This window comes from Stenotrophomonas geniculata (assembly GCF_034508895.1).
GTDB classification, from domain to species: Bacteria; Pseudomonadota; Gammaproteobacteria; order Xanthomonadales; family Xanthomonadaceae; genus Stenotrophomonas; species Stenotrophomonas geniculata.
In genome coordinates this window covers 4,179,259-4,205,342 of the sequence record NZ_CP140571.1, presented here as the reverse complement: position 1 = coordinate 4,205,342, position 26,084 = coordinate 4,179,259, and the positions used below count along the sequence as shown (strand labels likewise).

Here is a 26,084-nt window from a genome sequence, read left to right as displayed (position 1 = left end):
GTTTTTCGCCCTGACCCGCGCAAGCGCGGAACGGGCGTGTCTGCCTGGAGCCCCACGAGGCCGTTGAGACGGCCATCGCTGGACCTTCGACAGAGCGCCCTTCGGGGCGCTCTTTTCGTTTCCGCAGTTCCATTTCCCGTAACCCGATGTACCGCAAGGAGAACGTGCCATGCACCAGATCGCCGAGACCGAACGCTAGCCGCGCACCCTGTCGCCAACCGGGGTGCGCGGCCCCCGAAGTTGGCTTTGCAGGAACCTTTCTCATGAACACCCAAGTCCTTTCCCGCCGTCGCAACCTCGGCATCATTGCCCACATCGATGCCGGCAAAACCACGCTGACCGAACGCCTGCTGTGGAAAAGCGGCGAGATCCACCGCGTCGGCGAAGTGCACGACGGCAATGCGACCACCGACTTTTCGGCGATCGAGCGCGAGCGTGGCATCACCATCGGCGCTGCCGCCGTGCAGGCGCAATGGGCACCGCGTGACCTGCCGCCGCATCGGCTGACCCTGATCGACACCCCCGGTCACATCGATTTCGCGATCGAAGTCGAACGTTCACTGCGCGTGCTCGACGGTGCCGTGGCCGTGTTCTCGGCCGTGGACGGCGTGCAGCCGCAGTCCGAGACGGTGTGGCGCCAGGCGCGCCGCCATCGCGTGCCGCTGATCGCTTTCGTCAACAAGATGGACCGCGTTGGCGCTTCGTTCGAGCGCGTGCTGGAGCAACTGCAGGACAAGCTGCGGGCGCGGCCGTGGGCACTGGGCGTGCCGTTGGGCAGCGAAAGCGGCTTCAACGGCTGGGTCGATCTGGTCGATGAGCGCGTGCTGCAGTGGCAGGATGGCGCCGCAACCACGGTGACCCCGTGGGACGACGCGGTGCGCGCCCAGTGGCAGGCACAGCGCGATGCGCTGGTCGAAGCCGTGGCTGATCACGACGAGCAACTGGCCGATGCCTGGCTGGAAGGCCGCGTGATCGATGCCGGGACGCTGCGTGCGGCGATCCGTCGGGCGACGCTGGCAGGTGCGGGCGTGCCTGTGCTGGCCGGTGCTGCGTTCAAGGACAAGGGCATCGAAACGCTGCTGGACGCCGTGGTCGATTACCTGCCGTCGCCGCTGGATCGCCCTGCGGTGAGCGCCGAGAGCGAAGGTGGCGAGGTGGTGCTGCCGCCGGATCCGGACGGTCCGCTGGCGGGCCTGCTGTTCAAGATCACCCACCAGCAGCACGGCGCGCTGAGCTTCGTGCGGCTGTACTCGGGCACCTTGAAGGTGGGCGACGCCGTGGCCAGTTCGCAGCATCCGCAAGGGCGGCGCGTCAGCCGCCTGGTTCGCGTGCAGGCCGACCAGACCCACGACATCGAACAGGCCGTGGCCGGTGACATCGTCGCGGTACTTGGCTGGAAGGATGCGGTCAGTGGCGAGACGCTGAGCGGCCGTGCGCAGCCGCTGCGCCTGGAGAACATCCAGGCACAGGCGCCGGTGCTGGCCTGGCGGCTGGAGCCGGCGCGTGCGGCTGACCTGATCCGGATGGCGCAGGGACTGGCCAGCCTGGCCCAGGAAGATCCGTCGTTCCGCGTCGAAACCGATCGCGATACGGCGGAAACCCTGGTCTGGGGCATGGGCGAGCTGCACCTGGAGGTGATGGTCGAACGCCTGCGCAGCGAATGGAAGGTGGACGTGGGCGTGGGCTCGCCGCGCGTCGCCTACCAGGAGACGCCGATGCGTGCGATGACGGGCGTCGTCGGGCGGCTGGTCAAGCAGACCGGCGGCCAGGGCCAGTTCGCGCACGTGGTGCTGGACGTGGCGCCGCGTGAGGACGACCAGATCGTGTTCAACGATCGCATCGTCGGTGGCGTGGTGCCGCGCAGCTTCATCGCGGCGGTGGAAAAGGGCGTGCGTGCCGCACTGTCGGAAGGGCCGCAGGGTCATCCGGTGGTCGGTATCGAGGTCAGTCTTGTTGATGGCCAGACCCATGCCAAGGACTCGTCGGAGATGGCGTTCCACCGTGCGGGTGCCGAGGCGATCAAGGCGGCGCTGGCCGAGGGTGGCACGCAGCTGCTGGAACCGGTGATGGCGGTGACGGTGCATTCGCCATCAGCGTCGGTGGGTGATGTGGTGGGCGACCTCAACCGTCGCCATGGTCGCATTGCCCGCATCGACGACCAGGACGGTCGCGCCGAGGTCAGTGGCTTTGCGCCGCTGGCGCAGCTGGTGGGTTACACCACGTCGCTGCGTTCGCTCAGCCAGGGGCGGGCGAGCAGCGAGGCGCACCTGCACGGCTATGAGCCGGTACGCGCTGCATGAGGAAGGTGAGGGGAGCCCGTTCGCGGGCTCCCTTTTTTTTGTGGTCGGGAACGCGCATCCACGCATGGCGCGGATCTACTGGGAGTTGGCGGGTTTCCGTATCCACACAAGGCGCGGCGATTCCGCAGTAGATCCACGCCATGCGTGGATGGAGCCCTCGGCATGCGATTTTTTGCATTGCGTTGCAACAAAACTGCAGAAAAGGCTGGATTAAAGTGATGCCTCACGATAAATTGCGCACCCCCCGTTGCTCGCCGCCGCCCGCACCCCTCTCATGCGTGATGACAAAGACCCCGGAACCCTGGAGCTGACCCTGCCGCGAAAGCGCGGTCGTCCGCCCAAGTTCGGGTACGCCATGAGTGATGCGCAGCGGGCCGCGCGCTACCGCGCGCGCCGGGCAGGGCAGGCCAACCACGCCGATGTGCGCTCCTGCTCGGACATGGTGCTGCTGGACAAGATCCGCGCCGCAGTCAGCGCGCGCGACACCGAGCTGGCCGGTTTCCTGGTCCACGTGCTCTGGCAGCGCTACCCCCTGCAACTGAAATAGGCCGTCGGTGGGGTGGCCGTTGTCATCGAGCTTGTTGATAATGCGGGATTCAGGTTGTTCCCGCTGGCGCGCCCGGGATGGCAGGCGCGCATGATCGAACGGTTCCCAAGATGACGACCACCAGCGACACCACCACCGAAGCGGCGCCGAGCAGCGCCCCCCTGTTCTACACCCGTCCGGTGCCGCTGCAGGCCGATGTGCATGCCGATCTGCGCATCCTGCCGGGCAAGCTCGAGTTTGCCGCCGGCAACAACGCCATTCCGCTGGTGCTGGGCGAGTTCTCGCTGGCCCTGCACCACTTCCCGATCCTGTTCGCTGGCCCGACCGCCGTGCCGATGGCCGCCGTTGGTGTTTCCGACCAGAACCTGTTCATCAAGGACGGCCTGTGGGAAGACGAGGCCTATATTCCGGCCTATCTGCGTCGCCACCCCTTCATCTTCATCGACACCGGTGCGGACAACGACTTCCTGCTGGGCATCGACGAAGAGAGCTCGCGCGTGGTCAAGGGCGGTGACGAAGGCCAGCCGCTGTTCGTGGACGGCAAGGCCACCGACATGGTGCAGCAGGCGCTGGAGTTCTGCGGCCAGTACACCCGCGAGCATGAACAGACCCAGGCCTTCTCCAAGGCCCTGATCGACAACGGCCTGCTGGTCGAGCGCAATGCCACCGTGCGTACCCCGGATGGCCGCGAGTTCAATCTCAACGGCTTCCTGGTGGTGGACGTGGAGAAGTTCGTGGCGCTGCCGGAAGCGACCGTGGTCGAGTGGCACCGCAGCGGCTGGTTGGCGCTGATCCATCAGCACCTGATGTCGCTGGGTCGCTTCAACGACCTGACCCGTCGCCAGGTCGAGCGCCTGGCGGCCTGATCAGGCCGATGGTGCGGCTTCCGCCCTGCGGGAGCCGTGCCACTGCTGCAATCCCTGCAGCAGCCGCCGCGCCTGGACCCAGTCGGGCGCGGCCTCATGCCCCATCTCCCACAGAGCGGCCGCCATGCCGGCCTGATCCATTGCCCGGCACATCTGCAGCGTGCCCTGCAGGCGGTGCGCATGGTGGCGTAGTGTCGCAGCATCGACGTCGTGCACGGCCTGTTCGATCCTGGCCAGCTCATAGGCAATGTCCGCAGCGTAATCCGGCTCGACGCCAGGGGCGTCATCGGGCGCAGTACGGTGCGCCGGGGGCGGAAGGCCCAGCGCCTGCAGCAAGCTCGCAACCTGCAATGGCTTGACCAGGATGGCGTCGAATCCGGCTCTTCGGCAGCGCGCCGCATGGCGGCGCCCCATGCGGGCGGACAGGGCAATCACTCGCAGGGGGGACTCTGCCTGCGCGCGCAGCTGCTGCGCCAGAGCGTAGCCATCCGAGTCGCGAAGCCCGATGTCCAGCATGACCGTGGCGCGCGGTCGTAGCGCGTGCTCGGCCAATGCGGTGTCGGCATCGGCAACCGCGCGTACATCCGCACCCAGCCGGCGCAGCTGCTCTGCGACGATGTGCCGGCTGAGTGCATGATCTTCGACCAGGAGCAGGTCGATGCCGGCCAGTGGTGTCTGCTGCAGCGGCTCGATGGGTGGCGGATCGCCGTGGACGGCGCGGACCGGCAATCGCAGGGTGAAGCGGCTGCCGCGCCCATGCACGCTGTGTGCGGTCAGGTTGCCGCCCATGGCAACGGCCAGTTCGAGCGCGATCGTCAGGCCCAGCCCGGTGCCGCCACGTCTCTGGCCATCCTCGCTCTGCTGGAATGGCCGGAACAGAAGCGCCAGTTGAGCGGGCGCGATGCCGATGCCGCTGTCGATCACATCCAGCAACAGCTCCCGGGGAGACAGGGCGGGCGATAGTTGCAGGCGCATTTCGATACCGCCGACATCCGTGAATTTCAATGCATTGCCCAGCAGGTTGTCGACAATCTGTCGCAGTCCATCAGCATCCAGCGCGACCACCGGCGCTGGATCAGGCGTGCGATCGAGCTGGAGTGACAGGCCTCTCCGTAGTGCCTCCGGCCGGATGGCTTCCAGTGCACGGGCACAGAGTTGACCGACGTCACAGGGCACGGGATGCGGCCTGAAGCTGCCGCTGGCAAGGCGCGAGAACGCCAGTGAGCGATCGAGCAGCCTGCGCAGCGACTGGCCGGCAGCAAGCGCTGCCGCGAGCAGTTCGCGCTGCCCCTTGGGCAGGTGTGACTGGCTCAGCAGGTCGATCGAAGCCAGAATCGTCTGCGCGGAATTGCGCACCTCATGGCTGATCATCCCCGCCGCGCGCCCCAGGCGGCGTTCCGTGCGGCCGATTCGCCAACGTAGCGCCTGCCAGAGCACGGGCAGGCCGATGAGTGCCGTGGCCAGACACAGCAGCCATCGCAGGAGCGGGAGGCGCATCTGGTCAAGTGTGCTCTCGATGGATGCGGGCAGCATCTGCTGTGCCCACAACTCCAGCAGGCCTGCGTGCTCTTCGAGCGTGATGGCGCGCAGCGCCTGATCGATGCGCGCCAGCAGCTGCTGGTCCTCGCGGCGGACAAACAGGTGCAGATCGGTGGAAAAATCGCTGTCGAACGGGTGCAGTTGCAGGTTGCCCGCGAAGTGCTGCCGGATCATCGACTGCAGCGTTGCTTCCAGGCCGATGGCCGCATCGGCGGTACCGCTCTCCACGGCGGCCAGCGCCGCATGGCGGTCGTGAAGGTGCAGCAGGTGAATCTGAGGATGGTGGGTCGCCAGCCAGTCGGCATAGGGGCCACCGTCAACGACGGCCAGCACCTGCGCCCTCACCCCGGTGACGTCACGGGGTGGGCGCTCGCCTTTACGCGAGGCCATCACCGTCCTGCCGCCATGGAAAGCGCCCGATGCCATCAGGTCGGGACAAGGAAGCGGGCGATGCGAAGGATTGCCCATGACCAGCACCAGGTCAGCCTTGTGCCGGCAGACGGCAGCGACCGCCGCGCTCGTGCTGGTGTAGGTGAGATCGCGGAAGCGCAGGCCGGAATGCTGAGCGACAAGGTCGGCATAACCATGGGCGAGGGTAGGGGGCGTGCGTGAATCCTCCAGCGCTGCAGGTAGCGGGCGCAGTGATGGCGCGGTGGCGACCCGCACTTCGCGGCCGGCGGACCATTCCTGCAGTTGCGCATCCTCGGCGGAGGCTGCGGGCAGCAGGATCAGGGCCAGCAGCAAGGTGCATGAAGTGCGCAGACGGAGACAAACGCGGCGCTTCATCGCACCCCCAGCTGCCGCCGCAGTGCATAGATCTCCACGTCATTGCGCAACCCGAGCTTGCGCAGGGCGGCGACCTTCTGGGTGCTGACCGTCTTGACGCTGCGGTGGCGGTGCAGCGCGATTTCGGAGACGGTCAGGCCTGCCAGAAGCAGGTCCAGCACTTCGCGTTCGTTGCGACTGAGTTCCTCGCGGTTGGCCGGGAACAGGCAATCGGCGGGCAGGCGGCACAGTCCCTGCGATATGCGCACGATGGCTTCAGACAGCATCTCCAGGGGCTCGGACTTGCTGACCACGCCGCTGATGCCGGCCGTCAGCAGGTGGTCGATGCGGGTGGTTGGCGTCAGCGTGGCGAAGGCGAGCAGGGGGACATGAGGAAAGCACTCGCGCAGGAGAGAAACCAGTTCATCACTGCTGCGGTCGCCGGGCGCCAGGGTGAGATCGATGATGGCGACATCCACTGCCAGCCGGCGCAGGCTGCCAACGAGCTCATCGCTGCGGGTGTGGCTGGCGACGATGTCGAAGCGGCTGTCGCGGGACAGGTGCAGGACGGTGCCGCGGCGGACGACTTCGTGATCGTCGAGGAGTGCCAGCCGCAGTCGGCGCGGTGCAGGGTATCCATTCATGCGCTGGGAGGTGATCGGCGCCCGAAGGGCGTGGCGATCATTCTGGCGCTGCTGTCGCGTCGAGCATCGAATTTGTTGGATTTTTGCGATTATTCCTAAGGGTCGATGTGCAAGATCCATCAATCCAGTGTTGCCGATTGATGCAGTGGATCGTCAGGCCACAGTCAGGCCCTTCAGGGCACGTCGCCCCCGCTGCGCAGGTCGCGGGCCATTTCGCTGGTCGCAGCCCATCCGAGATCGGCATAAAGAGGCTTCCCTTGGGCGGTAGCGTGCAGCACCGCGTAGGCCACCCCTCGCCCGGCGAACGCGTGGTCGGCCAGCTTCATCAGCTGGCGGGCGATGCCGCGACGCCGGTAGCCGGGGTCCACGTAGACATTGAGTACGTAGCCGCGCGAGTCCTGCTCTGGATGGGCGGGGTGGGGCGGCCAGTCGATCAGCATCAGGCCGATGCCTGCGATGGGGTGTCCATTGTCGGAAAGGACATGGCCGAAGTAGTCGCCCGACATCAGGCGCGGCTCCAGCCATCTACGGAACGGGGCGGCCATCTGCTGCAGGACCTCTTCGCTCCGGCCGCTCTCACGGAACATCGCTTCACGGTGGGCACAGATGAGGTCGAGATCGCACGGAAGGATCTGCCGGACGACGAAGCCGTTCCAGGAGGCTGTGATGGTATTGTCCGGAGTGCTGTCCATCGATCGTGTATCCGTTCAGACCCCGCTGGCTTGCCCAGCATCGTATCTGAAGGGCGCATGGTGAAAGCACCACGTTGCAATGATTGATGATCGATTGTTGCTCCAGGACGATCCACCGGGGACGAGGGGTGCGGTGTCATCGCACCGACTGCGGCACCCGCCTCAGCGTGCGGGTGTCGTAACCCATCGCCGCAATCCGCTCGACTGCCTGCTGGTAGTCTCTGTCCGACACCTGCGGGGTGCGGGCCATATACCAGACGTAATCACGCTTGCTTCGCGCCACGATGGTCTGGCGGTAGCCTTCGTCGAGCCAGGCGATCACGTACTCAGCCTGGATCGGCCAGATGAACTGCATGCCCCAGATCGCGCCATTGCCTTCCTTCTCGACACGGCCGATGGGGTGCATCGACTTCTGTGGCGCATCAAAACTGCCCTTGCGATAGGTGAAGGTGGTCTGGATGCGCCCATCGGAGCGCAGGGCATAGCTCTCCACGGCGTCGAAGGCCTCGCGTTCAGGGCGCGATGGGATATGCGCGATCACGTACCAGTCACCCATGAAACGCGGCACATCCACCGATGACGGACGCGGCAGTGGGCGCGTGTCGCTGGAGCTGCAGCCGGAACCGAACAGGCCGATCGCGATCAGGGGAAGCAGTGGAAACTTTCGCATGTCACACCTCAGCGGGGCCGGAACAGGTAGTGGGCCACCAGCCACTGCTGGCCGTCGTCGTAGCCGAACAGCTCGGCACACGCCATCCAGAACATCCGCCAGCGTTGCCACCAGATGCGCGCAGCCGCCGGCCCATAGGTCGCCGCCAGTATCGGCATCACCCGGTCGCGTGCCGCATCCTGATTGGCCAGCCAGTGCTCGGCGGTGCGTTGGTAGTGGGTGCCGTCCAGCAACCAGCGCTGATCCAGTCGCAGGTCGCGCTGGAAATGCAGAAGGGTATCGGCGGCCGGCATCAGTCCGCCGGTGAAGAAATGGCGGCCCATCCAGTTGTCGCCACCCTCGGTTTCGAACGGGTACATCAGCGTGCGATGGGCAAAGATATGTACGAACAACGCACCGTCTGGCTTCAGCCACTGCGCGATGCGCGCCAGCAGGCGCTCGTAGTTGCGCACGTGTTCGAACATCTCGACCGACACGCAGCGGTCGAAGCGTGCCGTGGGCAGCTCAAGCTGGTTGACATCGCGGGTGATCACCTCGACGTTGCGCAGCCCCCTGGCTTCACACTGCGCCATGATGTGCTGGCGTTGGCTGTGCGAGTTCGAAACGGCGGTGATGCTGGCCTGCGGGTAGCGTTCTGCCATCCACAGGGTCAGTGAGCCCCAGCCGCATCCCAGTTCGAGAATCTGCTGGCCATCGGCCAGGCCTGCGCGCTGGCCGTACAGTTCCAGCATCGCGTCCTCCGCCTGGTCCAGCGTTTCGCGCCCGGTGGGGTAGTAGCAGCTGCTGTACTTCAGTCGCTTGCCCAGGCAGGCCTGGAAAAAGGCTGCTGGCACTTCATAGTGCTGTCGGTTGGCTGCATCGGTGTGTAATGCGAGTGGGCTGTCGGCCAGCTCGGCGATGCGCCGGCTGAAGCGCGCCGACTGGCCTTCGATGCCACCCTCGCTTTCCTCATGCAGGCGTCGCGCGCACAAGCGGCGGATGCCCGCACGCAGCGCCGCATCGGGGACCAGCCCGCGTTCGGCCCAGGCGATCAGCCCGGTTTCCGCGTCTTCGGCAGGATTCAGTGAGGGGATCGCGTTCATGCGGAATGCTCCTTGGAAGGGCGGGGGAACCAGGGAAAGAACATCGGCGTGCTGCGCTGATAGGCCTGGTAGTCGTCGCCGCGGCTGCGCAGGGCCTGCTTCTCGGTGAACGGGATGCCGCTGAGATAGCGCAGGAACACATACATCAGCACGGGGCCGAGCCAGGCCAGCCACCACAGCGGGGAGCCGACGGCCAGCAGCACGTAGGTGAACCAGTGCAGCCACTCGAAGAAGTAGTTGGGGTGGCGGGAATACCGCCAGAGTCCATCACGGCAGGTGCGGCCCTTGTTCGCCGGGTTGGCGCGGAACCGGGCCAGCTGCTGGTCGGCCAGCGATTCTCCGCCCACGCTCAGCAGCCAGACGAGCGCAGCCGCCATCACCCAGGGTGCCGTGCCTGCGGTTTGATTGGCGGCGACCGCGACGAAGGGCAGGGCAAACAGCACCACCAGCAGTGCCTGTGCCATGAAGAACCCGAAGATCTTTCCCTGGTGTCCTTGCCAGTGCTCACGAAGGTAGCGATAGCGCCCGTCCTCTTCTTCGTGCCGGACCCGGTGCCAGAGATGAAGGGCCAGGCGACCGCCCCACAGGCCACCGAGCACAGCCAGCGCCACCCGTGGCGTGACCGCACCCTCGCCCAGCAACGCCAGTAGCAGCGCGGCGGCGCCCACGCCCTTGGCCCAAAGTACGTCCACAACGCCGATGTTGTGGTGGCGGCGCTGCCAGGCCCAGCCCCAGCTCATCACCAGTACCGCGTACAGCAGCACCCAGAGCAGGTTGATCATGATGACGCTCCGACCAGAGGTGGTTGTGGCGTGGTACGCGGGCCGCCACGGGCGGCGCGGCACAAGAGGGAAAGCGCAATGGCCCAGCCTGCGCCCAGCACCAGGACGCCATGCCACATCGGGCTGTTGAACTGCACCGCATCGAATCCACGCGCGGCCGACAGGTAGGCCAGTGGCGCCAGCAGCAGGCCGAACAGAGGCGGCAGGGCAGGGTGTCGCTGAAGGAAGCGCATCGAGGTGGTCAGGGTCATGGCAAATGCCGCCCACAAGGCCATGATCCAGAGCGGTGGCGCCCACCCCGGCGGGGCAGCGGCGTAGCGCACGGTGCCGCTGGCGGCCGCAGTGGCATCGACCAGCCAGGCGCAGGCCAGCGCAAGCACCAGCAGCCGCAGGTCCAGTCGCGGATGCGCCGACGCCAGCAGCTGGCTGCCGATGTAGAGCGATGCGGCCAGCAACGCAGGCCACTGCCAGCCGCGGCCCGCGCCGGCTACCGCGCACAGCCAGACCAGGTGGTTGCCAAGCAGATTGGGCCAGAACCGGCGCATTTCAGTTGCCTTCACCAGGTGCGCCCGCGGGCCGATGGCCCGGGCGCGCCAACAACAGATGCGAGACGCCGATCGAACGCTCCAGGAAGCCGCCTTCGCAGTAGGCCAGGTAGAAATCCCACAGGCGGCAGAAGCGGGCATCGAACCCCTGCGCCTGCACGGCAGGCAGCTGCGCAAGGAAGCGTTGGCGCCAGGCGCGCAGGGTCAGCGCGTAGGAATGGCCGAAGTCCTGCTGGGCGATCAGCTGCAGGTCGCTGGAACGCGTCTTGGCGGCCATGATCGCGTTGATCGATGGGATGAAGCTGCCCGGGAACACATAGCGCTTGATGTAGTCGACGCTGCGCCGGGCCTGCTCGTAGCGATGATCCTCGATGGTGATGGCCTGCAGCAGGGCAACACCATCAGGCTTCAGCAGTCGCTGCAGCGTGCCCATGTAGGTGTCCAGGTATTCCGCGCCGATGGCTTCGATCATCTCGATCGATACCAGCTTGTCGAACTGGCCCTGCAGGTCGCGGTAGTCCTGCATCAGCAGCGTGACATGGTCCTGCAGGCCCGCTGCCTGCACGCGCTGGGCAGCCAGCGCGTGCTGCTCGGCGGAGATGGTGGTGGTGGTGACGTGGCAGCCGTAGTGCTGCGCGGCGTGCAGCGCAAAACCACCCCAGCCGGTGCCGATCTCCACCACGCGATCGCCCGGCTTGAGCTGGAGCTGCTGGCAGATGCGGTCCAGCTTGCGGCGCGAGGCGGACTCCAGCGATTCGGATTCGCCGGTGAACAGCGCCGACGAATACATCAGGTCAGGCGACAGGAACAGGGCGAAGAAATCGTTGCCCAGGTCGTAGTGGGCGGCGATGTTGCGCCGGCTGCCCTCACGGCTGTTGCGGTGCAGCCGGTTCCATCCGCGCAGCAGCCAGCCAGCCACACGGGCCGGGCCCTGCTCCATGCCGTCCAGCAGTTCGCGGTTGCGTACCAGCAGTTGTATCAGGGCAACCAGATCATCGCAGTGCCACTCGCCCTGGATATAGCTCTCACCTGCTCCCACACTGCCTTGGGCAGCAACCTTGCGATAGAACGCGGGGTCATTGATGGTGACAGTGACATGCAGTTCGCCACGGGCGTCGCCCAGCCAGACTTCGCCGAGTGCATCGCGCACGCATAGGCGGCCGTCGCGCAGGGGGGCAAGCTGCGCCAGCAGGCGGCGGCGCAGGAAGGCGTCCAGCGCACCGGGGCGCGGCAGGGCCACCGAAGGTGTCATCGAGTTCATCGCGGTTTCCCGGCAAGGGTGGGGTGGTCGTGTACGGGGTTGCGCTTCAGCCATAGCCGCAGTGCGTGCCAGTGGATGGCGGCCACCACCTGGGTGGTCATCAGGGGATAGCAGGCCAGAACCCGGGCCAGTCCGCGGCCATCCAGCGCACGTCGCTGCATGGCCTGGGTGGCATCGAACTGGCGCACGCCGTCGCGCCAGACCTGCATGTGCACGCGCAGGTCCTGGTCCGGGCGGTTGAACCGCCAGTCGTAGCGGCAGTCCATCGGCATGAACGGCGAGACATGGAAGCACTTGTCGAACTGCCAACGCAGTGAACTGCCTTCGTGCGTGGCGGTAGCGACCGGCAGCACATAGGTGTGTCGTTCCTTCCAGGGCGTGTTGGTGATCTCGGCGACGATGCAGTCCAGCGTGCGGCCGTCGGCCTGGTAGCAGTAGTAGAAGCTGACCGGGTTGAAGACATGCCCGGCGAAGCGGAGATGGGTGAGCAGGCGCACCGGGCCGGTCGGCCGGTAGCCGAGCGTGCCTGCAGCGTGGTCGCGCACCGCATCGGCCAGTGGCCGGGCGGGGTCGCCGAAGTAGTCGCTGCGGCGGAATTCGGCCAGATTGCGGCGATTGACCGACCACAGCCAGCGCCCGACAAACACGGTCTCCAGTTCATCCAGGTCGAGCAGCAGTTGTGCAACCGGGTAACGGAACGCATGCGGATGCGGATGATGCCGGCGATGCATCACCTGCCCGATGTAGAGTGCGCTGGCACTCATGCCGCCACCTCATCCGAGGCGGATGCCAGCCGATGTGGAGCGCAGGCTTGCAGGGCATCGACCACGCGGCGGGCACTGCGGATGCCATCCTCATGGAAGCCCCAGCCCCAATAGGCGCCCGCAAACCATGTGTGGCGGCGGCCCTGCAGTTCCGCCCAGCGCTGCTGTGCGCGCACTGCAGCGTGGTCGTGTACCGGGTGCGCGTAATGCAGGGTCCGCAGCACCTTGGCCGGATCGATCGCCTCTCTGCGGTTGAGGGTCACTACCAGGGGGACGTCACCCGGCAGGCCCTGCAGCAGGTTCATGCAGTAGCTGACCGTGCAGGGCGCCGCGCGATCCTGTGGCACGTGCGCGTTCCAGGCCGCCCACGCTTTGCGGTTGCGTGGCAGCAATGACGCATCGGTATGCAGCACCGCCTCGTTGGACTGATAGCGGATGGCGCCGAGGACCTCACGCTCGATGGCATCTGCGTCGGCAAGCAACGCCAGTGCCTGGTCGCTGTGGCAGGCCAGGATCACTTCGTCGAAGGCCTCCACGCCGGCGCTGCTGTGCACGCGTGCACCCCAGGGCATGCGTTCGACCCTGCTGACCGGGCATTGCAGCCGCTCATGCACACGCCAGCGGCGACGCAGCGCACCCACGTAGCGCGTCGATCCCCCGCTGACCACCCGCCAGCTTGGCCGCCCGGTCATCTGCAGCATCTGGTGATTGGCCATGAACTGGGCCAGGTAGCGCGCCGGGAACGCCTGCACGGTAGCCGTCGGCGAGGACCACAGCGCCGAGGCCATCGGCAGCAGGTGCTCGTCGATGAACGCCTCGCCATAGCGCTGGCTGCGCAGGTACTCGCCGAGCGTGGGACCGTCTTCTTCGGCCAGCAGCAACGGCGCGTCGCGATAGAACCGGCGCAGGTCGGCCAGCATGCCCCAGAAGCGCGGCGATACCAGATTGCGGCGCTGGCAGAACAGCCCATCCAGCGAGGTGGCGTTGTACTCCACACCGCTGCGCTCACTGTGCATGGAGAAACTCATCGTGGTCGGTTGCGAGGCCACGCCCAACTCGTCGAACAGCGCCGTCAGCAAGGGATAGTGCTGGGGGTTGAAGACGATGAAACCGGTATCCACCGCCATGCCTCTGCCCGCCACCTGCACGTCGTGGGTATGGGTGTGCCCGCCGAGGTAATCGTTGGCCTCGAACAGCGTGACGTCGTGCTGGCCATCCAGCCACCAGGCACTGGCCAGCCCCGCGATACCCGAGCCGATGACCGCGATGCGCATCTCAGTACCTCGCCTTGGCCAGAACCCACTCGGGGATGGGCTTGAGCCCTTTGACCAGGCCCAGCGCCGCCATCGCGCGCAGCCCGTACCAGGTCAGGTCCACTTCCCACCAGCGGAAGCCCTGGCGCACAGTGCCGGGAAAGAAATGATGGTTGTTGTGCCAGCCCTCACCGAAGGTGAGCAGCGCCAGCCACAGGTTGTTGCGGCTGTCGTCGCAGGTCTCGAAGCGGCGGCGGCCAAAGCGGTGCGCCAGCGAATTGATGGTGACGGTGGCATGGAACAGCACGATGGTGGAAATGAAGAAGCCCCACACCAGCAGCTGCGGGCCATTGGTCTGCAGGTCGGGCGCCCAGCGTTCCAGTCCAGCTCCCAGCGCGTACAGCGCTGCGGCCAGCAGTACCGGCACTGCCGTATCGAAGCGGTCGAGCCAGCGCAGCTCGGGGAAGCGCGCCAGGTCAGGTACCCGCGACAGATCGGTGGCGAAGGCCTCGCGGGTGAGGAACCAGCCCATGTGGCTGCGCCAGAAGCCGCCTTCGCGCGGTGAATGCGGGTCCAGCCGCTGGTCGGCATGCCGATGGTGGTGGCGATGATGGGCAGCCCACCACAGCGGCCCGCGCTGCACGCTGGAGGCGCCGATGACTGCGAACACGAACTGCACCGGACGCGATGCCTGGAAGGTGCGGTGCGAGAAGTAGCGGTGATAGAACGCCGTGATGGCGAACATGCGCACTGCGTAAAGCGCCGTGGCCATGACGACCGCCGTCCATGACACGCCCACCCAGATCACCGCGATGCAGGCCAGGTGCATCAGTGCAAAGGGTACCGCGCGCATCCAGTCGATGCGTCCTGGCTGTTCGCCGGTGCTCTCTGTGGCATTGCTGGTATCGACCCACCGCTGCAACGTACGCAGCAGGCGCCAGCGTCGACGGGGGAGGGGCGCTACAGAGGCCATGGCGGATCTCGGCGGGTGTCGTGTCCTGCTTTACGCAGCAGGGCGCGCAATGGATGCGCCACTTCGAACTAAATTTCGCTTCACCTGGGCGTCACGGTGCAACGCTCGACCAGGGGCTGCGCCCACGCCTGTTGCCAGTCACCTGCCGGTCGCTTGGCAGCTGGCGAGCTGAAGCGCACCGTCACCTGCGGGTAGCTGCCGCGGGCATCGCGCAGGTTGCTGGTGCCGCGGAATTCCAGCAGGCGGCGGTCGGCGCTGGCATAGACCAGCGACAGGCGCGGCACGATGCCGCCGTACCAGGTGTCCAGACTGACCTCGATCGCCTGGGCGTCGATGCCTTGCCAGCGAATGGAGCCCAACCGCCGCACCTGCACCGGGAAGTAGCGCTGCCGCCCTGGCACCAGGAACGGCAGGCTGACGCGTTCGCCGCGCAGCAGCGCCGGCCAGTGCAGGCGGACCGCGGCATCAAACCCCGCATCGATCACCGCATCCGGCGGCAGTTCAAGCTGGCGCCGACGCAGCTCACTGGCGGCATCCTCCTTCCATGCAATCGACACTGAGTCGCCAGTGGCGTCTACCTCGGCGGTCTGGCCGCTGCGGCGGTCCTCCAGCGAATAGCCCCGTGCCTGCGGCCGGGCGCTGGCGGGCAGATGCTTGCGGGCGAAGGGTTGACCACCCGGGCACTGGTACAGCACCCAGCGCTCGGCGCCCTCCGTTGCCTCGCGCCGCCAGTGCACTTCACGGTAGAGGACGCCGCCCTGCGCGGAGGTGGCCACGCCCTCGCTTCGCAGCCAGGGTGCCGCCAGCGCGGCGTGAGGCAGGCACAGCAGCAGCCAGGCAGTGCGCATTGGTCGTGATCCGGAAGGGAGGGCTCAGGGCGTACGGCAGCGGCGGCCGGTTGGATGCACAGCGCCGGCTGCATCCAGTTGCTGCCCCTGCGCGTACAGAGGACAGACCTTCACCCGCCCGCCGCGAACCCAGATGTACCCTGACGCCGCCAGCACACTCCTCAACTTCGATAGCGCACGCACCGTGTCCAGTTCCCAGCAGCCGAGCAGCGAGCCGACGAACTGGGCCGGTGACATGGACGGCGTGGCGCGGCTGCGCGACCGCGACTGTTTCATGCGGATCTACGATTACTTCATGCCGCGATTGTGCGTGTACCTGCGCGGCCTGGGTGCACCGGATGCGGTTGCCGAGGAACTGGCGCAGGAATGCCTGCTGCGCCTGTGGCTGCGAGCGGCCGACTACGATGCGGCCCAGGGCGCGCTGAGTACGTGGCTGTACCGGATTGCGCGGAACCTGCATATCGATCGCATCCGTCGCGAGCGAAGCTGGATGCAGGTGCAGTCAGCGGTGGAGGATGCTGCCACACTTGACGTGATCGAGCGCAGCAGCGCCGAGCAGTTCGCAGACCAGGCACGGCTGCGCCAGCGCATCAACGAGTTGCCCGCGGTGCAGGCGCGGCTGGTGCGGATGTCCTATTTCGAGGCCAAGAGCCACAGCGAGATCTCAGAGGCGCTGGGCATGCCGCTGGGGACGGTCAAATCACACCTGCGCCGCGCGTTTCTGCAACTGCAGGCCAAAGTGGGAGGTGCGTCGTGAACCCGCATCACCACCTGCACGAATCCACCCTGATGAGCTATGCCGCCGGCGCGCTGCCGGCGCCATTGAGCATCGTGGCCGGTGCTCATCTGGAGCAGTGCCCGCATTGCCGTCACCGCCTGCGCGACGCAGAGGCGATCGGCTCGGTGCTGCTGGAGCAGACCCAGCCACCCGCAGCCGACACGCGACGCGAACAGCTGCGTGAGGCGATGCTGATGCAACTGGCCGCGGAAGCGCCGATGGCCATGGCTGGGGTCGCACGCCCCGTGCCGAAGGAGCGGCCCGAGGCCGATCCGGACCATCTTCCTGCTTCGCTTCACCCGTATTTCGGTGCGTCGCTCAGTGGCCTGCGCTGGCGCTGGATGGCGCCGGGTGTGCACTGCATCCGTGCAGAGCAGATGCCTTCGCTGATCATGCTGAAGATCGCCCCTGGCAAGTGCCTGCCGATGCACAGCCACGGCCGCAGCGAGCTGACCCAGATCCTGCGGGGCTCGTACAACGATGCGCTGGGGCTGTTCGCGCCCGGCGACGTGGCGGATCTGGATGAAGACGTGGAGCATCAGCCGGTGACTGCGCCCGGGGTTCCCTGCATCTGCGTGTCCGCCTTGGATGCGCCGTTGGTGTTCAGTGGCTGGCTGGCGCGGAAGATCCAGCGTTTCGTGAAACTCTAGCGGGGGCGACGATGGCCGGGACGGGCGCATTACGGATTCTGTTGACCGGTGCCGCAGGCCTGGTCGGGCAGGGTGTGGCGTTGGCTTGCCAACGCTCACCACATGTGTCCGGCCTGACAGCGCTGGTCCGCCACCCGGGAAGTCTGAGCGGTGCCGGCAGCGAACTGATCGTTCCGGACTTCCTGCGTATCCAGGGGCGGTTGGAAGAACTGGCCGGGTTCGATGCCTGCTTCTATTGCGCCGGCGCACCACCGGTCGGCACCACTGAGGCCGAATACCGGCGCGTGACCTTGGACACGACATTGGCGGTGGCCCGTGCGTGGGCGGCTGCGAATCCCGAAGGGTATTTTTTGTATGTATCCGGTGCCGGTGCGGACCCTCGGAGCCGGCTGATGCCGTTGAGGATCAAGGGCGAGACCGAGGTCGCACTGCAGGCCCTGCCGGTGCGTACCGTGATGCTGCGCCCGGGCGGCGTGCGGCCGGTATCGGGAACCGGCACGCGCCACGCGGTGCTCAAGCCCTTGTACTGGGGTGGCGCGCCGTTGATGAAACTGGCTGGCGCACTCGTCCCTTCACTGGTCACCAGCAATCTGGCGGTGGGCCAGGCGATGATCGCACTGGCCGGAAGAGAGCATCCGCCTGCGACGGTGGAGTGCGCGGACATCAACCGGATCGCGGCAGGCATGCGTGATCCGGCCGCGTGAGCTCAGTGCGCGGCAGCGTCCAGCGCGGTGCGTACCGCCTGCGCAAGGTCACTGCGGGTAAACGGCTTCGGCAGCAGCGCTGGGAACCGCCCCTGACTGCCCACCGCTTCGTGGTCGCGTGGATAGCCCGATGTGAAAAGCACGGCAACTTCTGGCCAGCGCTCGCGGACCTCGCGGACCAGCTCCCAGCCCGACATGCCGGGCATCACCACGTCGGAGAACAGCAGGTCGACCCTGGTGTCCGGCCGCTCCAGCAACCTCAGCGCGGATGGTCCGTCATGCGCTTCCAGTACGCGGTAGCCCAGCAGGCGCAGTGAATCAACCGTGTGCGCGCGCACATCGTCGTTGTCCTCGGCCACCAGGACGGTTTCCTCGCGCGGCGCGTAACCGGCCAGGCCAACCTGCGGCGCACGTGCTTCGCAGGGCAGGGCCAGCGGTGAGCGCGGGAACATCATGGTGATACTGGTGCCGCCGCCTTCCACCGAATCGATCAGCACGTGGCCGCCGGACTGCTTGACGAAGCCATGCACCATCGACAGACCAAGCCCGGTGCCGCGGCCGACCTGCTTGGTAGTGAAGAACGGTTCGAACACGCGCGCCAGGGTAGCCGCGTCCATGCCGTGGCCGTTGTCGCGCACCCGCAGCATCACGTACTCGCCCGGCGTTGCATCCGGGAACAGGGCGGCGTAATCGTGGTCGAGGTGGCTGTTGTCGACCTCGATCACCAGCCGGCCGCCATGTGGCATCGCATCGCGGGCATTGACCGCCAGGTTCAGTACGGAGGCCTCCAGCTGGCTGACGTCGATCTCCACGCACCAGATGTCCTGCGCGCTGCGGATCTCCAGCTGCACCAGCTCACCCAGCGCACGCTGCAGCATGTCGTGCATGTCCAGCAGGCGCTCGTTGAGGTTGGCGGCCTGGCTGTGCAGCGGCTGGCGTCGGGCAAAGGCCAGCAGGCGCTGGGTCAGGCTGGCGGCACGGCCCACGCCCTTCAGCGCATTGTCCAGCGCACGGCTGACCATCGCACCGGGTTCGCCTGCGCGCTCGTTGAGCAGCATGGCGTGCTCAACGTTGCCGGAAATGACCGTAAGGATGTTGTTGAAATCATGCGCGATGCCGCCGGTGAGCTGGCCGACCGCCTCGATCTTCTGTGACTGGCGCAGCGCATGTTCAGCCTGCAGCCGCGCGGTGGTTTCCACCGCCTCGGAAACCACGGCTGTGACCACGCCTTCGGTATCCAGCAGCGGACGGAACGAGAAATCGAAGCTGCGCCGGCCGGTCGGGAGCTCCAGCTCCAGTGCATGCAACGAACTCCGGCCCTGTACGGCTGCGGCGACGGCCCGGTCGATCAGCGCGCCGATGCCATCGGTTGTGCCGAACCAGATCGATTCGCCAAAGCGCTGGCCAATGACGTCCCCCTTGTCTGCCAGCACCGCGGCCAGTGACGCGTCATTGGCATCAACCACGCGTCCGGACAGATCCAGCAGCACCTGATGCTGGAAGCTGGATTCGAAGATCGCCTGCAGGCGCCGCTTGCTGGCCCTCAGTTCGGTGGTGCGCGCCTGCACCTGTCGTTCGAGTACCTGGTTGTCCTCGCGCAGCGCCAGTTCGGCCTTCTTCAACAGTGAAACATCGCTGCCCATGCAGATGTAGCCGACCACGCTGCCATCGGCGGCTTGCTCAGGCACGCAGTCCATCTGCACGAACCGTGATTCGCCGCTGCGGTGGATCAGTTCGACCTGGAAGCTGGTGCGTTCGCCCCGCAATACCCGCTCCAGGCTGGGCAGGGCGTGCTCGAAGGCAGAAGTCCCGCTGACATCCTGTGCCGCGCGACCCAACAGTTCTGCAAGGCTGAATCCGTGCCAGTCCAGAAACGCCTTGTTGGCAAACCGGTAGCGATGGTCCTTGTCCAACTGGGCGATCAGCGCCGGGACGGCATCGGTTACCTGCTGCAGCTGGGCCTGGCTTTCGTTCAGCGCGGCCTGCGCATTGGCCAGCTGGGTACGCTCGTGCGCCTCCTGGCGGGCGCGGCGGATCGCATCGGGCAAGCGTTGCAGGCGTTGCTTCACCACGTAGTCGCGCGCACCGCGCGTGAGTGCCTGTACCGCCAGTTCCTCGGTCAGCGTGCCGGAAACAAAGATGAAAGGCGTCTGCGGCACGCGTTCGCGTGCCAGGGCAAGTGCTGCGTCACCATCGAAGCCTGGCAGGACATGATCGGCGAGGATCACGTCAAACGCACGGTTGTCGATGGCCTCGATGAACGCATTGCGGGTCCACAGGCGCTCGGCCTCGAAGTCGAGGCCGGCGCGCTGCAACTGTGCGCTGATCAGCTCCGCATCAAGCGCGCTGTCCTCCAGCATGAGGATGCGCAGGCGCTCGCTGCGGCGCGATCCATCACGCATTGTGCTGCCCCGAGCCGTTGGGCCGATGCGGCGGCGGCTGGTTGGTGATGCCCCAGAACATGCCCAGCCCCTGGATGGCGTCGAAGAACTCCTTGAAGTCGACCGGCTTGACCACGAATGCGTTGACGCCCAGTTCGTAGCTGCGAACCAGGTCCTGCTCTTCACGCGAAGAGGTCAGCATCACCACCGGCGTGCTGCTCAGATCCGGGTCGCTACGTACCTGTTCCAGCACCTCCAGGCCGTTGACCTTGGGCAGCTTCAGGTCCAGCAGCACCACCACCGGGCCGCCGTGCATGGCGCCGGCAAACTTGCCTTCGCAGCGCAGGTAGTCCAGCGCTTCGGCGCCGTCGCGTACATGGATGACATCGTTCAGCAACTGGCAGCGCGACAATGCGGCCAGAGTCAGCTCTGCATCCTTGGGGCTGTCCTCAACCAGGAGGATCGGCCGCAGGTCCCTCATGGGTGATCTCCTGTGGAACGGGGTAGGGTGAAGTGAATGGTGGCGCCCTTGCCGGGCTCGCCCTCGGCCCAGGTACGGCCGCCATGGCGGCTGATGATGCGGCGTACATTGGCCAGGCCGATGCCCGTGCCTTCGAACTCTTCGACGTGATGCAGGCGTTGGAACACGCCGAACAGCTTGTCCACGTAGCGCATGTCGAAGCCGCAGCCGTTGTCGCGCACGAAGAAGTGGTCTTCGTCGTCGCTGCGTTCGTGACCGACCTCGATAACAGCCTGGTCGCGCTCGCGGGTGAACTTGATCGCGTTGGCCAGCAGGTTCTGCCAGACCAGGCGCAGCATCGTCGGATCGGCTTCGACCTCCGGCAGCGGTGCGAGCGTCCACTGTACGTCGCGGCCGGCGTAGTCCAGCGCCAGACTCCGGCGCACGTCCTCGGCCAGCGCGGTCATGTCCATCCGCACACGCCCCAGGGTGGAGCGCCCCATCTGCGAGAAGCTGAGCAGGTCATCCACCAGTGTTCCGGCGGACTTGGCCGATTCCACGATCGTGTCCAGGAAGCGGCGCTCGGTATCGTTCAGGCGCTCGCCCGCCGAGCTGCCCAGCAGTTCGGAATAGCCGACAATGTGACGGAACGGAGCGCGCAGGTCGTGGCTGACCGAGTAGGAGAAGGCTTCCAGTTCCTTGTTGCTGCGGAGCAGCTGCTCGTTCAGTTCGGCCATTTCCTCGGCCTTGCGCAACACGATATCGACGATGGCCGTGCGCATCTCGTGTGCCGCGTCGCAGTCAGCATCGCTCCACGGCAGGCTGCGCTGCTGCACGGTCTCCTTCCAGGCCTCGAACGAGTTGCGCGGAGACAGCGCCACGCCCGGTGCTGCTTCCTTGCGGGGATCGCCACCCCAGCGCACGGTGCGCACCACTTCCGGCCGGAACCACATCAGGTAACTGTCATGCAACTGCGAAATGGACACCGCCAGCACGCCGCTGGCTACGTCGGCCAGGTGCGCGGCAGGTGACCAGTCGGCTGCCAGGTGATCGGTGCAGTAGGTTTCCTGGCCGGCCTGCTGCGTGGCCAGCCAATTCGCCAGGGCCAGCACGTCGCTGGCAGAAGGGCACTGGCCGACACGCAGGCAATCGCCCTTGTGCACGATCACCGCGCCGGCCGCGCCAGTCAGCGACAGCAGGCTGGCCTCGTCGTCGCGCAGCGCGGCCATGAAGTCCTCATCACCGGCCATGCGTGCCAGCAGCTTGACCAGCACAGAACGCCGGGCCACGCGCTCTTCGATCGCACGCGCACGCTCCTTCAACGCAATCTGCAGCGACAGGATCTGGCCCATGAACTCGCAGGCAGTACGCACGTGGTAGGGCAGGCGGCGCGGCTGCACGGTGTGACAGGACACCAGGCCCCACAGCCGACCTTCATGCACCAACGATACCGACATCGACGCACCGGTTCCCATGTTGCGCATGTAGTGCAGGTGTACCGGCGAGACGCTGCGCAGCACGGCCAGGCTCAGGTCGGTGGGCGGCGCGTCGCGATGGTCCTCGGCCCGCATCAGCGGGGCAGGGGTGTAGTTGTTGTCCGCAATCAGGCGGACCCGGTTGCGCCGATACAGTTCGCGGGCCTGCGCGGGAATGTCCGACTCAGGGAAGCGCAGGTCCAGGTAGGACGGCAACAGGCCGTTGCCATCCTCAGCCACCACGATGCCGTTCCAGCCGGCATCGAACTGATAGACCAGGGTGCGGTCAAAGCCGGTGAGCCGCCGCATGTGCGCGGCCGCAAGCCTGCACAGGTCTTCCACGGTCGCCGCCGATTCAATGCCGGTCATCAGCTCGCGGATGGCCGGATACAGTTCTTCCAGTGAGCCCGGTTGGCCGGGAACCGGTGCTTCCAGTTCGACCAGCAGATCGTTGGCGGAACGGTGCACCAGCAACTGATGCCGGCCGTGGCCATCCAGATGCACGGCACCGACATGGGCACTGCTACCGATCACGGCCTGCTGGAACAGGCCCTGGAACGGCGCCAGCACGCCGCCAAACACCTCGCTGACATGCTGCGTCAACGGTTCGCCGAACTGCTGCAGCAGGCCGGGATGGCTGATGGCGCGCTCGCGCACCTGCAGGGACTGCGGTTCAACGACCAGAAGCACACCATAGGGCTGGATCGCGCCGGGGGTGTGGATCGGTTCGCGCGCGCAACTGGACAAGGCAGTGTCGTGCGCGGACTCAGCAGAAGGCATCAAGGGCGGGACTCATCATTCGTGGATGGCTGGAAAGGCCCAGTGGTACATCCGGTACCCCTCAATGGTGAAGCAAAATCATGCATTCGCCTACCAGTGTATGCGTGTGAAGCGTGCTTCTGTCCAAGCTGAATTCTTCATGTGGGGACGAGGTCGAGCACTTGCAGTTTTCGCGAAGAATACATCTCCGCTGCACATCAGCTCGACAGGTCATTGCCTAGAGTGGATCCACTTCCCTGAGCGACCGCCCCGTGAACCTGCAGCCCGCGCCCCTGTCCCCGTACCGCATGCTGGCTGACAGCTGCCAGTTTGAACTGCTGGATGTGGATGCGCTGCAGGACCCGGCCAGTGGCCGGCTGCTGCACCTGTATTCGCTGGTTGCCCGTTGCCTGTCCTGCGAGACGATCTTCAAGGCGGAAGAAGGGCGGGGCCTGGTCAGCCATACTGCGGCACGGGTGGTGCGGTGCCCCACCGGCTGCGGCCAGCAGGCATTCAAGCCGGCCCTGCTGCGGACCTGGCGCCCGCAGGCCATTGCCCAGGCGTGAGCGGCAGGCGACCTTGTCACAGCAGTCCGGGATTGGCTCGCCATACCGCAAAGTTGAGCGCCGAGGCGAACGAAATCCAGGCCAGGTAAGGAATCAGCAGCACCCCCGCAATCGGGCGGGTGCGCGCGAACGTGACGATCGTCGCGCACACCAGCACAATCAATACAAGAATGTCGGCGAAGGCAAGCGCGCCCAGCCTCCAGCCGAAGAAGAGCCAGCTCCACAGTGCGTTGACGGCCAGCTGCACCAGATAGAGCACCAGCGCGGGTCGTGCCCCACGCCAGCCACGTTCGCGCCAGGCCAGCCACGCGGCAATCGCCATCATGGCGTAAAGCAGCGTCCACACCGGGCCAAAGACGCTGGCCGGTGGTGCCCACCCGGGGAGGGCAAGGGTGGCGTAGAAGGTGGCCGCCGATGTGGATGCCCACGCGCCCAGGGCGGCCGCCGCGAAGGTGATCGTCACCCATCCCAGAAGACCGGAAATCTGTGAACTCCGCTTCATACCGTACAGCTCCCTGATGCGCATGCTCCCGTATACGCACAGAGGCCGCGAATGGATGCAGGCTGCGGGCCTTCTCAGTCTGAAGAGCCGGCGGCGCTCGTGCCCTGGCTTGCTGGCAGCAGGGAAGGCTGTTGATCAAACCACTCACGTGCCTTGGACAGATGCCATTGGCGCCGGTCACCGTCCAGCTCGATGCCCGCACCCAGCAGTCCCCAGCGCAGGTAGAGATCGCCGCGTTTGCGCTGTTCCAGAAGATCCAGCCGCGCGCGTACCGACAGGCGATCATTCTCGGCCTGCAGTCCATCGATGACCAGATGGCCAGGGCGCCAGCGCAGCGTCGCCTGTGCCTGCACCTGACCGGAATCGAGGAGGGACAGCGTCCAGCGTGGGTAGTCGGTGCGCTCTGCGAACAGCGCGAGCAACGGACGGGCATCGCTGAGATCCAGATCCGTGGTGGCATCCACCTGGAATGGCGACTGCGCATCGATACGGCCGCGTTTGAAGGCCGCGCGGCCTTTCCAGGCGGTTGCGCGCTCTGTACCCGCCACCTGCACGTTGCGTAGCTCGACCGTGGTGCCGGACAGGTCGAAATGACGCTGGTTGAAGTCGCCCCGGCGCAGCGTTGCGTTCACGTCCACATCGCCGCCCATGTCCAGGCCGGCGACCTTGGCGCTGGTGTTGCGCCCCTGCAGGCGGGCCGTGCCATGGCCAACGCGGCCATCGGTATCGAGGGTGGCATCACCGCTGAGTGAGCCGGTGCCGCGCAGCAGGCGCACCTGTTTTGAACCGAGATAACGGTTGTAGGCCGACAGATCTGGAATGGTGGCTTCGCTGAAGCTCAGGTGCGCGCGCACGCCCTTGCGCAGCTCCTGCAGGCGACCGTCGCCGGTCAGATCCAGCGCCAGATCACGACCATCGAACAGCCGAACGTCCTTGGCATCGGTGGGACGCGCGGTGAAGCGGGGCAGGCGGACGGCAAGCAGGGCCAGATTTGGAGCGCCTGACTTCAGTTCCCCGTGCGCGCTGGCGGCACCGGCAAGCCGGACGCCGGCGACCTCGGCAACTGCTTCGGCAGAGGGAATGTCCACCGTGCTGCCTTCGCTCAGCTCGCCGTTGCGCAGCCGCAGGTCGGCCTTCAGTGTGCCGCCGCCATCCAGTTGCAGCCACGGCTTGCGGACGAACAGGGCAGGGATCCAGTTGAGTGAGGTGAACGTCCATTCGCCGCGCACCGTGCCGGAACTGCGCTCCAACAACTGAGCGAGGTCCTGGAAGGGGATATCACGGCCTGTGATGTGCAGGTCCGCGTCCACTTCGCTGCCTGAGCCGGGCTTTGGCGGCAGGCGGGCCTGCAGGCGCAGGTCGTTGGCCACGTTGAGCTGCAGGGCCAGCACGCCGCGATCGGGGGCGCCGTCACCCAGATAGAGCGGCACCTGCCACAGCGCGTGGTCCTTGGGCTGCAGTTGGCCGTCGATCAGGTGCAGCGCCAGCTGCAGGCGGCCGGGCACGGGCGCGCTGGAGATCTTCGGCTTTGTGACATCCGTATCCATGCGCAGTCCCTGGCTGCGTGCATCAACGTCCAGCTGGGCATGCAGGATCTTCAGTTTGGCGAGCCCCGGAGCCTGGTCCCGGTAATGACGCGGATAGCTGAAGCGTGCGGCAAGGTTCATGTCATCCAGCACCTCCACGCCATCGAAGCTGGTGTCCGCACCCTTGAACGTGACGGTTGAATCGAGCAGTTCCGAGGGGCCACCGCGCAGCTGCTTGATGAAGCCGACCGTGCCCTGGCCCTTGCCGATGATCAGCAGCTTGCCGAAACGGGCGCTGCGGATGCTGTCGCTGTGGATGGCATCGAAACGCAGCGTCCAGCCCTGGTCGCTGCGCGGGGGCGGCGGAATGGCCTCGTCAACGCGGCTGATCTCGGCCGATACGCCCGTGGCCTGCAGGCGCGGAACCCGTACTTCGCGCTGGAACAGCGGCAGGACTGCCAGCCTGGCGCTTGCCCGGTCGGCATGCAGCACGTAGACGGTGTGGTTGACGTGGCCGCGCATGTGCACGTTCCAGGCGATCACGTGGCCGGGCAGCAGGGTGATGGCCGGGCCCGTGGTCATCACGAACTTGTGTGGCTTGCGATTGGTGACCTGGTCGAACAGTGGCGTGTTGAGGAAGATGTTGCCGGCCAGGAGGTAGGCAACATACAAGCCCAGCAGGATGTAGATGGCAATGCGCCATCGCCGGGGCAGGCGATGTGCGGGCGCAGGAGGAGGGGACATGTACCACT

24 protein-coding genes are annotated in these 26,084 nt (G+C 66.3%); 7 read left to right on the top strand and 17 right to left on the bottom strand.

Annotation, left to right across the window (positions count from 1 at the left end; all coding sequences use genetic code 11):
- The first annotated feature begins 263 nt into the window (after positions 1-263).
- The 3 genes from fusA (at position 264) to RI032_RS19420 (ending at position 3,713) form a co-directional block, all read left to right on the top strand.
- Entirely contained in the window at positions 264-2,300 is a 2,037-nt protein-coding gene (fusA, locus tag RI032_RS19430) for an elongation factor G (RefSeq protein ID WP_010485812.1), read from the top strand.
- A gap of 274 nt (positions 2,301-2,574) precedes the next feature.
- The gene (locus RI032_RS19425; protein WP_005409616.1) at positions 2,575-2,847 is read left to right on the top strand and encodes a hypothetical protein; all 273 of its coding nucleotides are present in this window, start codon (positions 2,575-2,577) and stop codon (positions 2,845-2,847) included.
- 110 nt (positions 2,848-2,957) lie between these two features.
- The gene (locus RI032_RS19420) at positions 2,958-3,713 is read left to right on the top strand and encodes a SapC family protein (RefSeq protein WP_010485810.1); all 756 of its coding nucleotides are present in this window, start codon (positions 2,958-2,960) and stop codon (positions 3,711-3,713) included.
- On the opposite strand, the gene RI032_RS19415 is transcribed toward RI032_RS19420, so the two are convergent.
- The 12 genes from RI032_RS19415 to RI032_RS19360 form a co-directional block, all read right to left on the bottom strand.
- Positions 3,714-6,038 carry an ATP-binding protein gene (locus RI032_RS19415; RefSeq protein WP_322547575.1) on the bottom strand — a complete coding sequence of 775 codons (2,325 nt, stop codon included), beginning with the start codon at positions 6,036-6,038 and terminating at the stop codon, positions 3,714-3,716.
- Complete coding sequence (locus tag RI032_RS19410; protein ID WP_231298595.1) at positions 6,035-6,781, bottom strand: LuxR C-terminal-related transcriptional regulator; 747 nt, start codon at positions 6,779-6,781, stop codon at positions 6,035-6,037. The genes RI032_RS19415 and RI032_RS19410 overlap by 4 nt, the downstream gene beginning before the upstream one ends.
- Positions 6,782-6,834: 53 nt before the next feature.
- Positions 6,835-7,353 (bottom strand): GNAT family N-acetyltransferase, encoded by a 519-nt coding sequence (locus tag RI032_RS19405; RefSeq protein ID WP_049409830.1) that lies wholly within the window; start codon positions 7,351-7,353, stop codon positions 6,835-6,837.
- A gap of 136 nt (positions 7,354-7,489) precedes the next feature.
- Positions 7,490-8,023 (bottom strand): lipocalin family protein, encoded by a 534-nt coding sequence (locus RI032_RS19400; RefSeq protein ID WP_019337464.1) that lies wholly within the window; start codon positions 8,021-8,023, stop codon positions 7,490-7,492.
- Between the two features lie 8 nt (positions 8,024-8,031).
- Positions 8,032-9,105: an SAM-dependent methyltransferase gene (locus RI032_RS19395; protein WP_019337465.1), complete on the bottom strand. Its 1,074-nt coding sequence runs from the start codon at positions 9,103-9,105 to the stop codon at positions 8,032-8,034.
- Entirely contained in the window at positions 9,102-9,887 is a 786-nt protein-coding gene (locus tag RI032_RS19390; RefSeq protein ID WP_010485798.1) for a DUF1295 domain-containing protein, read from the bottom strand. Before RI032_RS19390 ends, RI032_RS19395 begins: the two co-directional genes overlap by 4 nt.
- On the bottom strand, positions 9,884-10,432 hold the full coding sequence (locus tag RI032_RS19385; protein WP_322547574.1) for a DUF2878 domain-containing protein: 549 nt from the start codon (positions 10,430-10,432) through the stop codon (positions 9,884-9,886). Before RI032_RS19385 ends, RI032_RS19390 begins: the two co-directional genes overlap by 4 nt.
- Before the next feature lies 1 nt (position 10,433).
- The gene (locus RI032_RS19380) at positions 10,434-11,693 is read right to left on the bottom strand and encodes an SAM-dependent methyltransferase (protein ID WP_049409825.1); all 1,260 of its coding nucleotides are present in this window, start codon (positions 11,691-11,693) and stop codon (positions 10,434-10,436) included.
- A complete protein-coding gene (locus RI032_RS19375; protein ID WP_049409823.1) occupies positions 11,690-12,457 on the bottom strand; it encodes a DUF1365 domain-containing protein in 768 nt (255 codons plus the stop codon). The genes RI032_RS19380 and RI032_RS19375 overlap by 4 nt, the downstream gene beginning before the upstream one ends.
- Complete coding sequence (locus tag RI032_RS19370; RefSeq protein ID WP_322547573.1) at positions 12,454-13,731, bottom strand: NAD(P)/FAD-dependent oxidoreductase; 1,278 nt, start codon at positions 13,729-13,731, stop codon at positions 12,454-12,456. Before RI032_RS19370 ends, RI032_RS19375 begins: the two co-directional genes overlap by 4 nt.
- 1 nt (position 13,732) lies before the next feature.
- Complete coding sequence (locus RI032_RS19365) at positions 13,733-14,683, bottom strand: acyl-CoA desaturase (RefSeq protein WP_322547572.1); 951 nt, start codon at positions 14,681-14,683, stop codon at positions 13,733-13,735.
- Positions 14,684-14,763: 80 nt separating this feature from the next.
- Entirely contained in the window at positions 14,764-15,531 is a 768-nt protein-coding gene (locus RI032_RS19360; protein WP_322547571.1) for a hypothetical protein, read from the bottom strand.
- Positions 15,532-15,664: 133 nt separating this feature from the next.
- On the opposite strand from RI032_RS19360, the gene RI032_RS19355 reads away from it, so the two are divergent.
- Genes RI032_RS19355 through RI032_RS19345 form a run of 3 tightly spaced genes read left to right on the top strand, consistent with a single transcriptional unit; the run spans position 15,665 to position 17,663 of the window.
- Entirely contained in the window at positions 15,665-16,288 is a 624-nt protein-coding gene (locus RI032_RS19355; RefSeq protein ID WP_019337472.1) for a sigma-70 family RNA polymerase sigma factor, read from the top strand.
- Complete coding sequence (locus tag RI032_RS19350) at positions 16,285-16,959, top strand: ChrR family anti-sigma-E factor (protein ID WP_019337473.1); 675 nt, start codon at positions 16,285-16,287, stop codon at positions 16,957-16,959. The genes RI032_RS19355 and RI032_RS19350 overlap by 4 nt, the downstream gene beginning before the upstream one ends.
- 11 nt (positions 16,960-16,970) lie before the next feature.
- Positions 16,971-17,663: a Rossmann-fold NAD(P)-binding domain-containing protein gene (locus RI032_RS19345; protein ID WP_322547570.1), complete on the top strand. Its 693-nt coding sequence runs from the start codon at positions 16,971-16,973 to the stop codon at positions 17,661-17,663.
- A gap of 2 nt (positions 17,664-17,665) precedes the next feature.
- Here the strand turns inward: RI032_RS19345 and RI032_RS19340 are convergent, their stop codons facing one another.
- From RI032_RS19340 to RI032_RS19330, 3 genes are read right to left on the bottom strand one after another with little or no spacing between them, the layout of a single operon-like run.
- Positions 17,666-20,065, bottom strand: a complete 2,400-nt coding sequence (locus tag RI032_RS19340; RefSeq protein WP_322547569.1) for a response regulator — start codon at positions 20,063-20,065, stop codon at positions 17,666-17,668.
- Positions 20,058-20,525, bottom strand: coding sequence for a response regulator (locus RI032_RS19335; protein WP_010485778.1), 468 nt, complete (start codon positions 20,523-20,525; stop codon positions 20,058-20,060). Before RI032_RS19335 ends, RI032_RS19340 begins: the two co-directional genes overlap by 8 nt.
- The gene (locus RI032_RS19330; RefSeq protein WP_057502821.1) at positions 20,522-22,759 is read right to left on the bottom strand and encodes an ATP-binding protein; all 2,238 of its coding nucleotides are present in this window, start codon (positions 22,757-22,759) and stop codon (positions 20,522-20,524) included. Before RI032_RS19330 ends, RI032_RS19335 begins: the two co-directional genes overlap by 4 nt.
- Positions 22,760-23,010: 251 nt before the next feature.
- Here RI032_RS19330 and RI032_RS19325 point away from each other — a divergent pair, with 251 nt between their 5' ends.
- Positions 23,011-23,304, top strand: coding sequence for a hypothetical protein (locus RI032_RS19325; RefSeq protein ID WP_010485774.1), 294 nt, complete (start codon positions 23,011-23,013; stop codon positions 23,302-23,304).
- A 16-nt stretch (positions 23,305-23,320) separates the two neighbouring features.
- Here RI032_RS19325 and RI032_RS19320 read toward each other — a convergent pair whose 3' ends face one another.
- On the bottom strand, positions 23,321-23,806 hold the full coding sequence (locus RI032_RS19320; protein ID WP_071306127.1) for a TspO/MBR family protein: 486 nt from the start codon (positions 23,804-23,806) through the stop codon (positions 23,321-23,323).
- Positions 23,807-23,880: 74 nt separating this feature from the next.
- On the bottom strand, positions 23,881-26,076 hold the full coding sequence (locus RI032_RS19315; RefSeq protein ID WP_322547568.1) for an AsmA family protein: 2,196 nt from the start codon (positions 26,074-26,076) through the stop codon (positions 23,881-23,883).
- Positions 26,077-26,084 lie beyond the last annotated feature (8 nt).

Bases quoted from the DNA above. Each gene is read 5' to 3' on its own strand.
- fusA (WP_010485812.1), top strand. From the start codon at position 264: ATGAACACCCAAGTCCTTTCCCGCCGTCGCAACCTCGGCATCATTGCC.
- RI032_RS19425 (WP_005409616.1), top strand. From the start codon at position 2,575: ATGCGTGATGACAAAGACCCCGGAACCCTGGAGCTGACCCTGCCGCGA.
- RI032_RS19420 (WP_010485810.1), top strand. From the start codon at position 2,958: ATGACGACCACCAGCGACACCACCACCGAAGCGGCGCCGAGCAGCGCC.
- RI032_RS19415 (WP_322547575.1), bottom strand. From the start codon at position 6,038: ATGAAGCGCCGCGTTTGTCTCCGTCTGCGCACTTCATGCACCTTGCTG.
- RI032_RS19410 (WP_231298595.1), bottom strand. From the start codon at position 6,781: ATGGATCTTGCACATCGACCCTTAGGAATAATCGCAAAAATCCAACAA.
- RI032_RS19405 (WP_049409830.1), bottom strand. From the start codon at position 7,353: ATGGACAGCACTCCGGACAATACCATCACAGCCTCCTGGAACGGCTTC.
- RI032_RS19400 (WP_019337464.1), bottom strand. From the start codon at position 8,023: ATGCGAAAGTTTCCACTGCTTCCCCTGATCGCGATCGGCCTGTTCGGT.
- RI032_RS19395 (WP_019337465.1), bottom strand. From the start codon at position 9,105: ATGAACGCGATCCCCTCACTGAATCCTGCCGAAGACGCGGAAACCGGG.
- RI032_RS19390 (WP_010485798.1), bottom strand. From the start codon at position 9,887: ATGATCAACCTGCTCTGGGTGCTGCTGTACGCGGTACTGGTGATGAGC.
- RI032_RS19385 (WP_322547574.1), bottom strand. From the start codon at position 10,432: ATGCGCCGGTTCTGGCCCAATCTGCTTGGCAACCACCTGGTCTGGCTG.
- RI032_RS19380 (WP_049409825.1), bottom strand. From the start codon at position 11,693: ATGAACTCGATGACACCTTCGGTGGCCCTGCCGCGCCCCGGTGCGCTG.
- RI032_RS19375 (WP_049409823.1), bottom strand. From the start codon at position 12,457: ATGAGTGCCAGCGCACTCTACATCGGGCAGGTGATGCATCGCCGGCAT.
- RI032_RS19370 (WP_322547573.1), bottom strand. From the start codon at position 13,731: ATGCGCATCGCGGTCATCGGCTCGGGTATCGCGGGGCTGGCCAGTGCC.
- RI032_RS19365 (WP_322547572.1), bottom strand. From the start codon at position 14,683: ATGGCCTCTGTAGCGCCCCTCCCCCGTCGACGCTGGCGCCTGCTGCGT.
- RI032_RS19360 (WP_322547571.1), bottom strand. From the start codon at position 15,531: ATGCGCACTGCCTGGCTGCTGCTGTGCCTGCCTCACGCCGCGCTGGCG.
- RI032_RS19355 (WP_019337472.1), top strand. From the start codon at position 15,665: ATGTACCCTGACGCCGCCAGCACACTCCTCAACTTCGATAGCGCACGC.
- RI032_RS19345 (WP_322547570.1), top strand. From the start codon at position 16,971: ATGGCCGGGACGGGCGCATTACGGATTCTGTTGACCGGTGCCGCAGGC.
- RI032_RS19340 (WP_322547569.1), bottom strand. From the start codon at position 20,065: ATGCGTGATGGATCGCGCCGCAGCGAGCGCCTGCGCATCCTCATGCTG.
- RI032_RS19335 (WP_010485778.1), bottom strand. From the start codon at position 20,525: ATGAGGGACCTGCGGCCGATCCTCCTGGTTGAGGACAGCCCCAAGGAT.
- RI032_RS19330 (WP_057502821.1), bottom strand. From the start codon at position 22,759: ATGCCTTCTGCTGAGTCCGCGCACGACACTGCCTTGTCCAGTTGCGCG.
- RI032_RS19320 (WP_071306127.1), bottom strand. From the start codon at position 23,806: ATGAAGCGGAGTTCACAGATTTCCGGTCTTCTGGGATGGGTGACGATC.
- RI032_RS19315 (WP_322547568.1), bottom strand. From the start codon at position 26,076: ATGTCCCCTCCTCCTGCGCCCGCACATCGCCTGCCCCGGCGATGGCGC.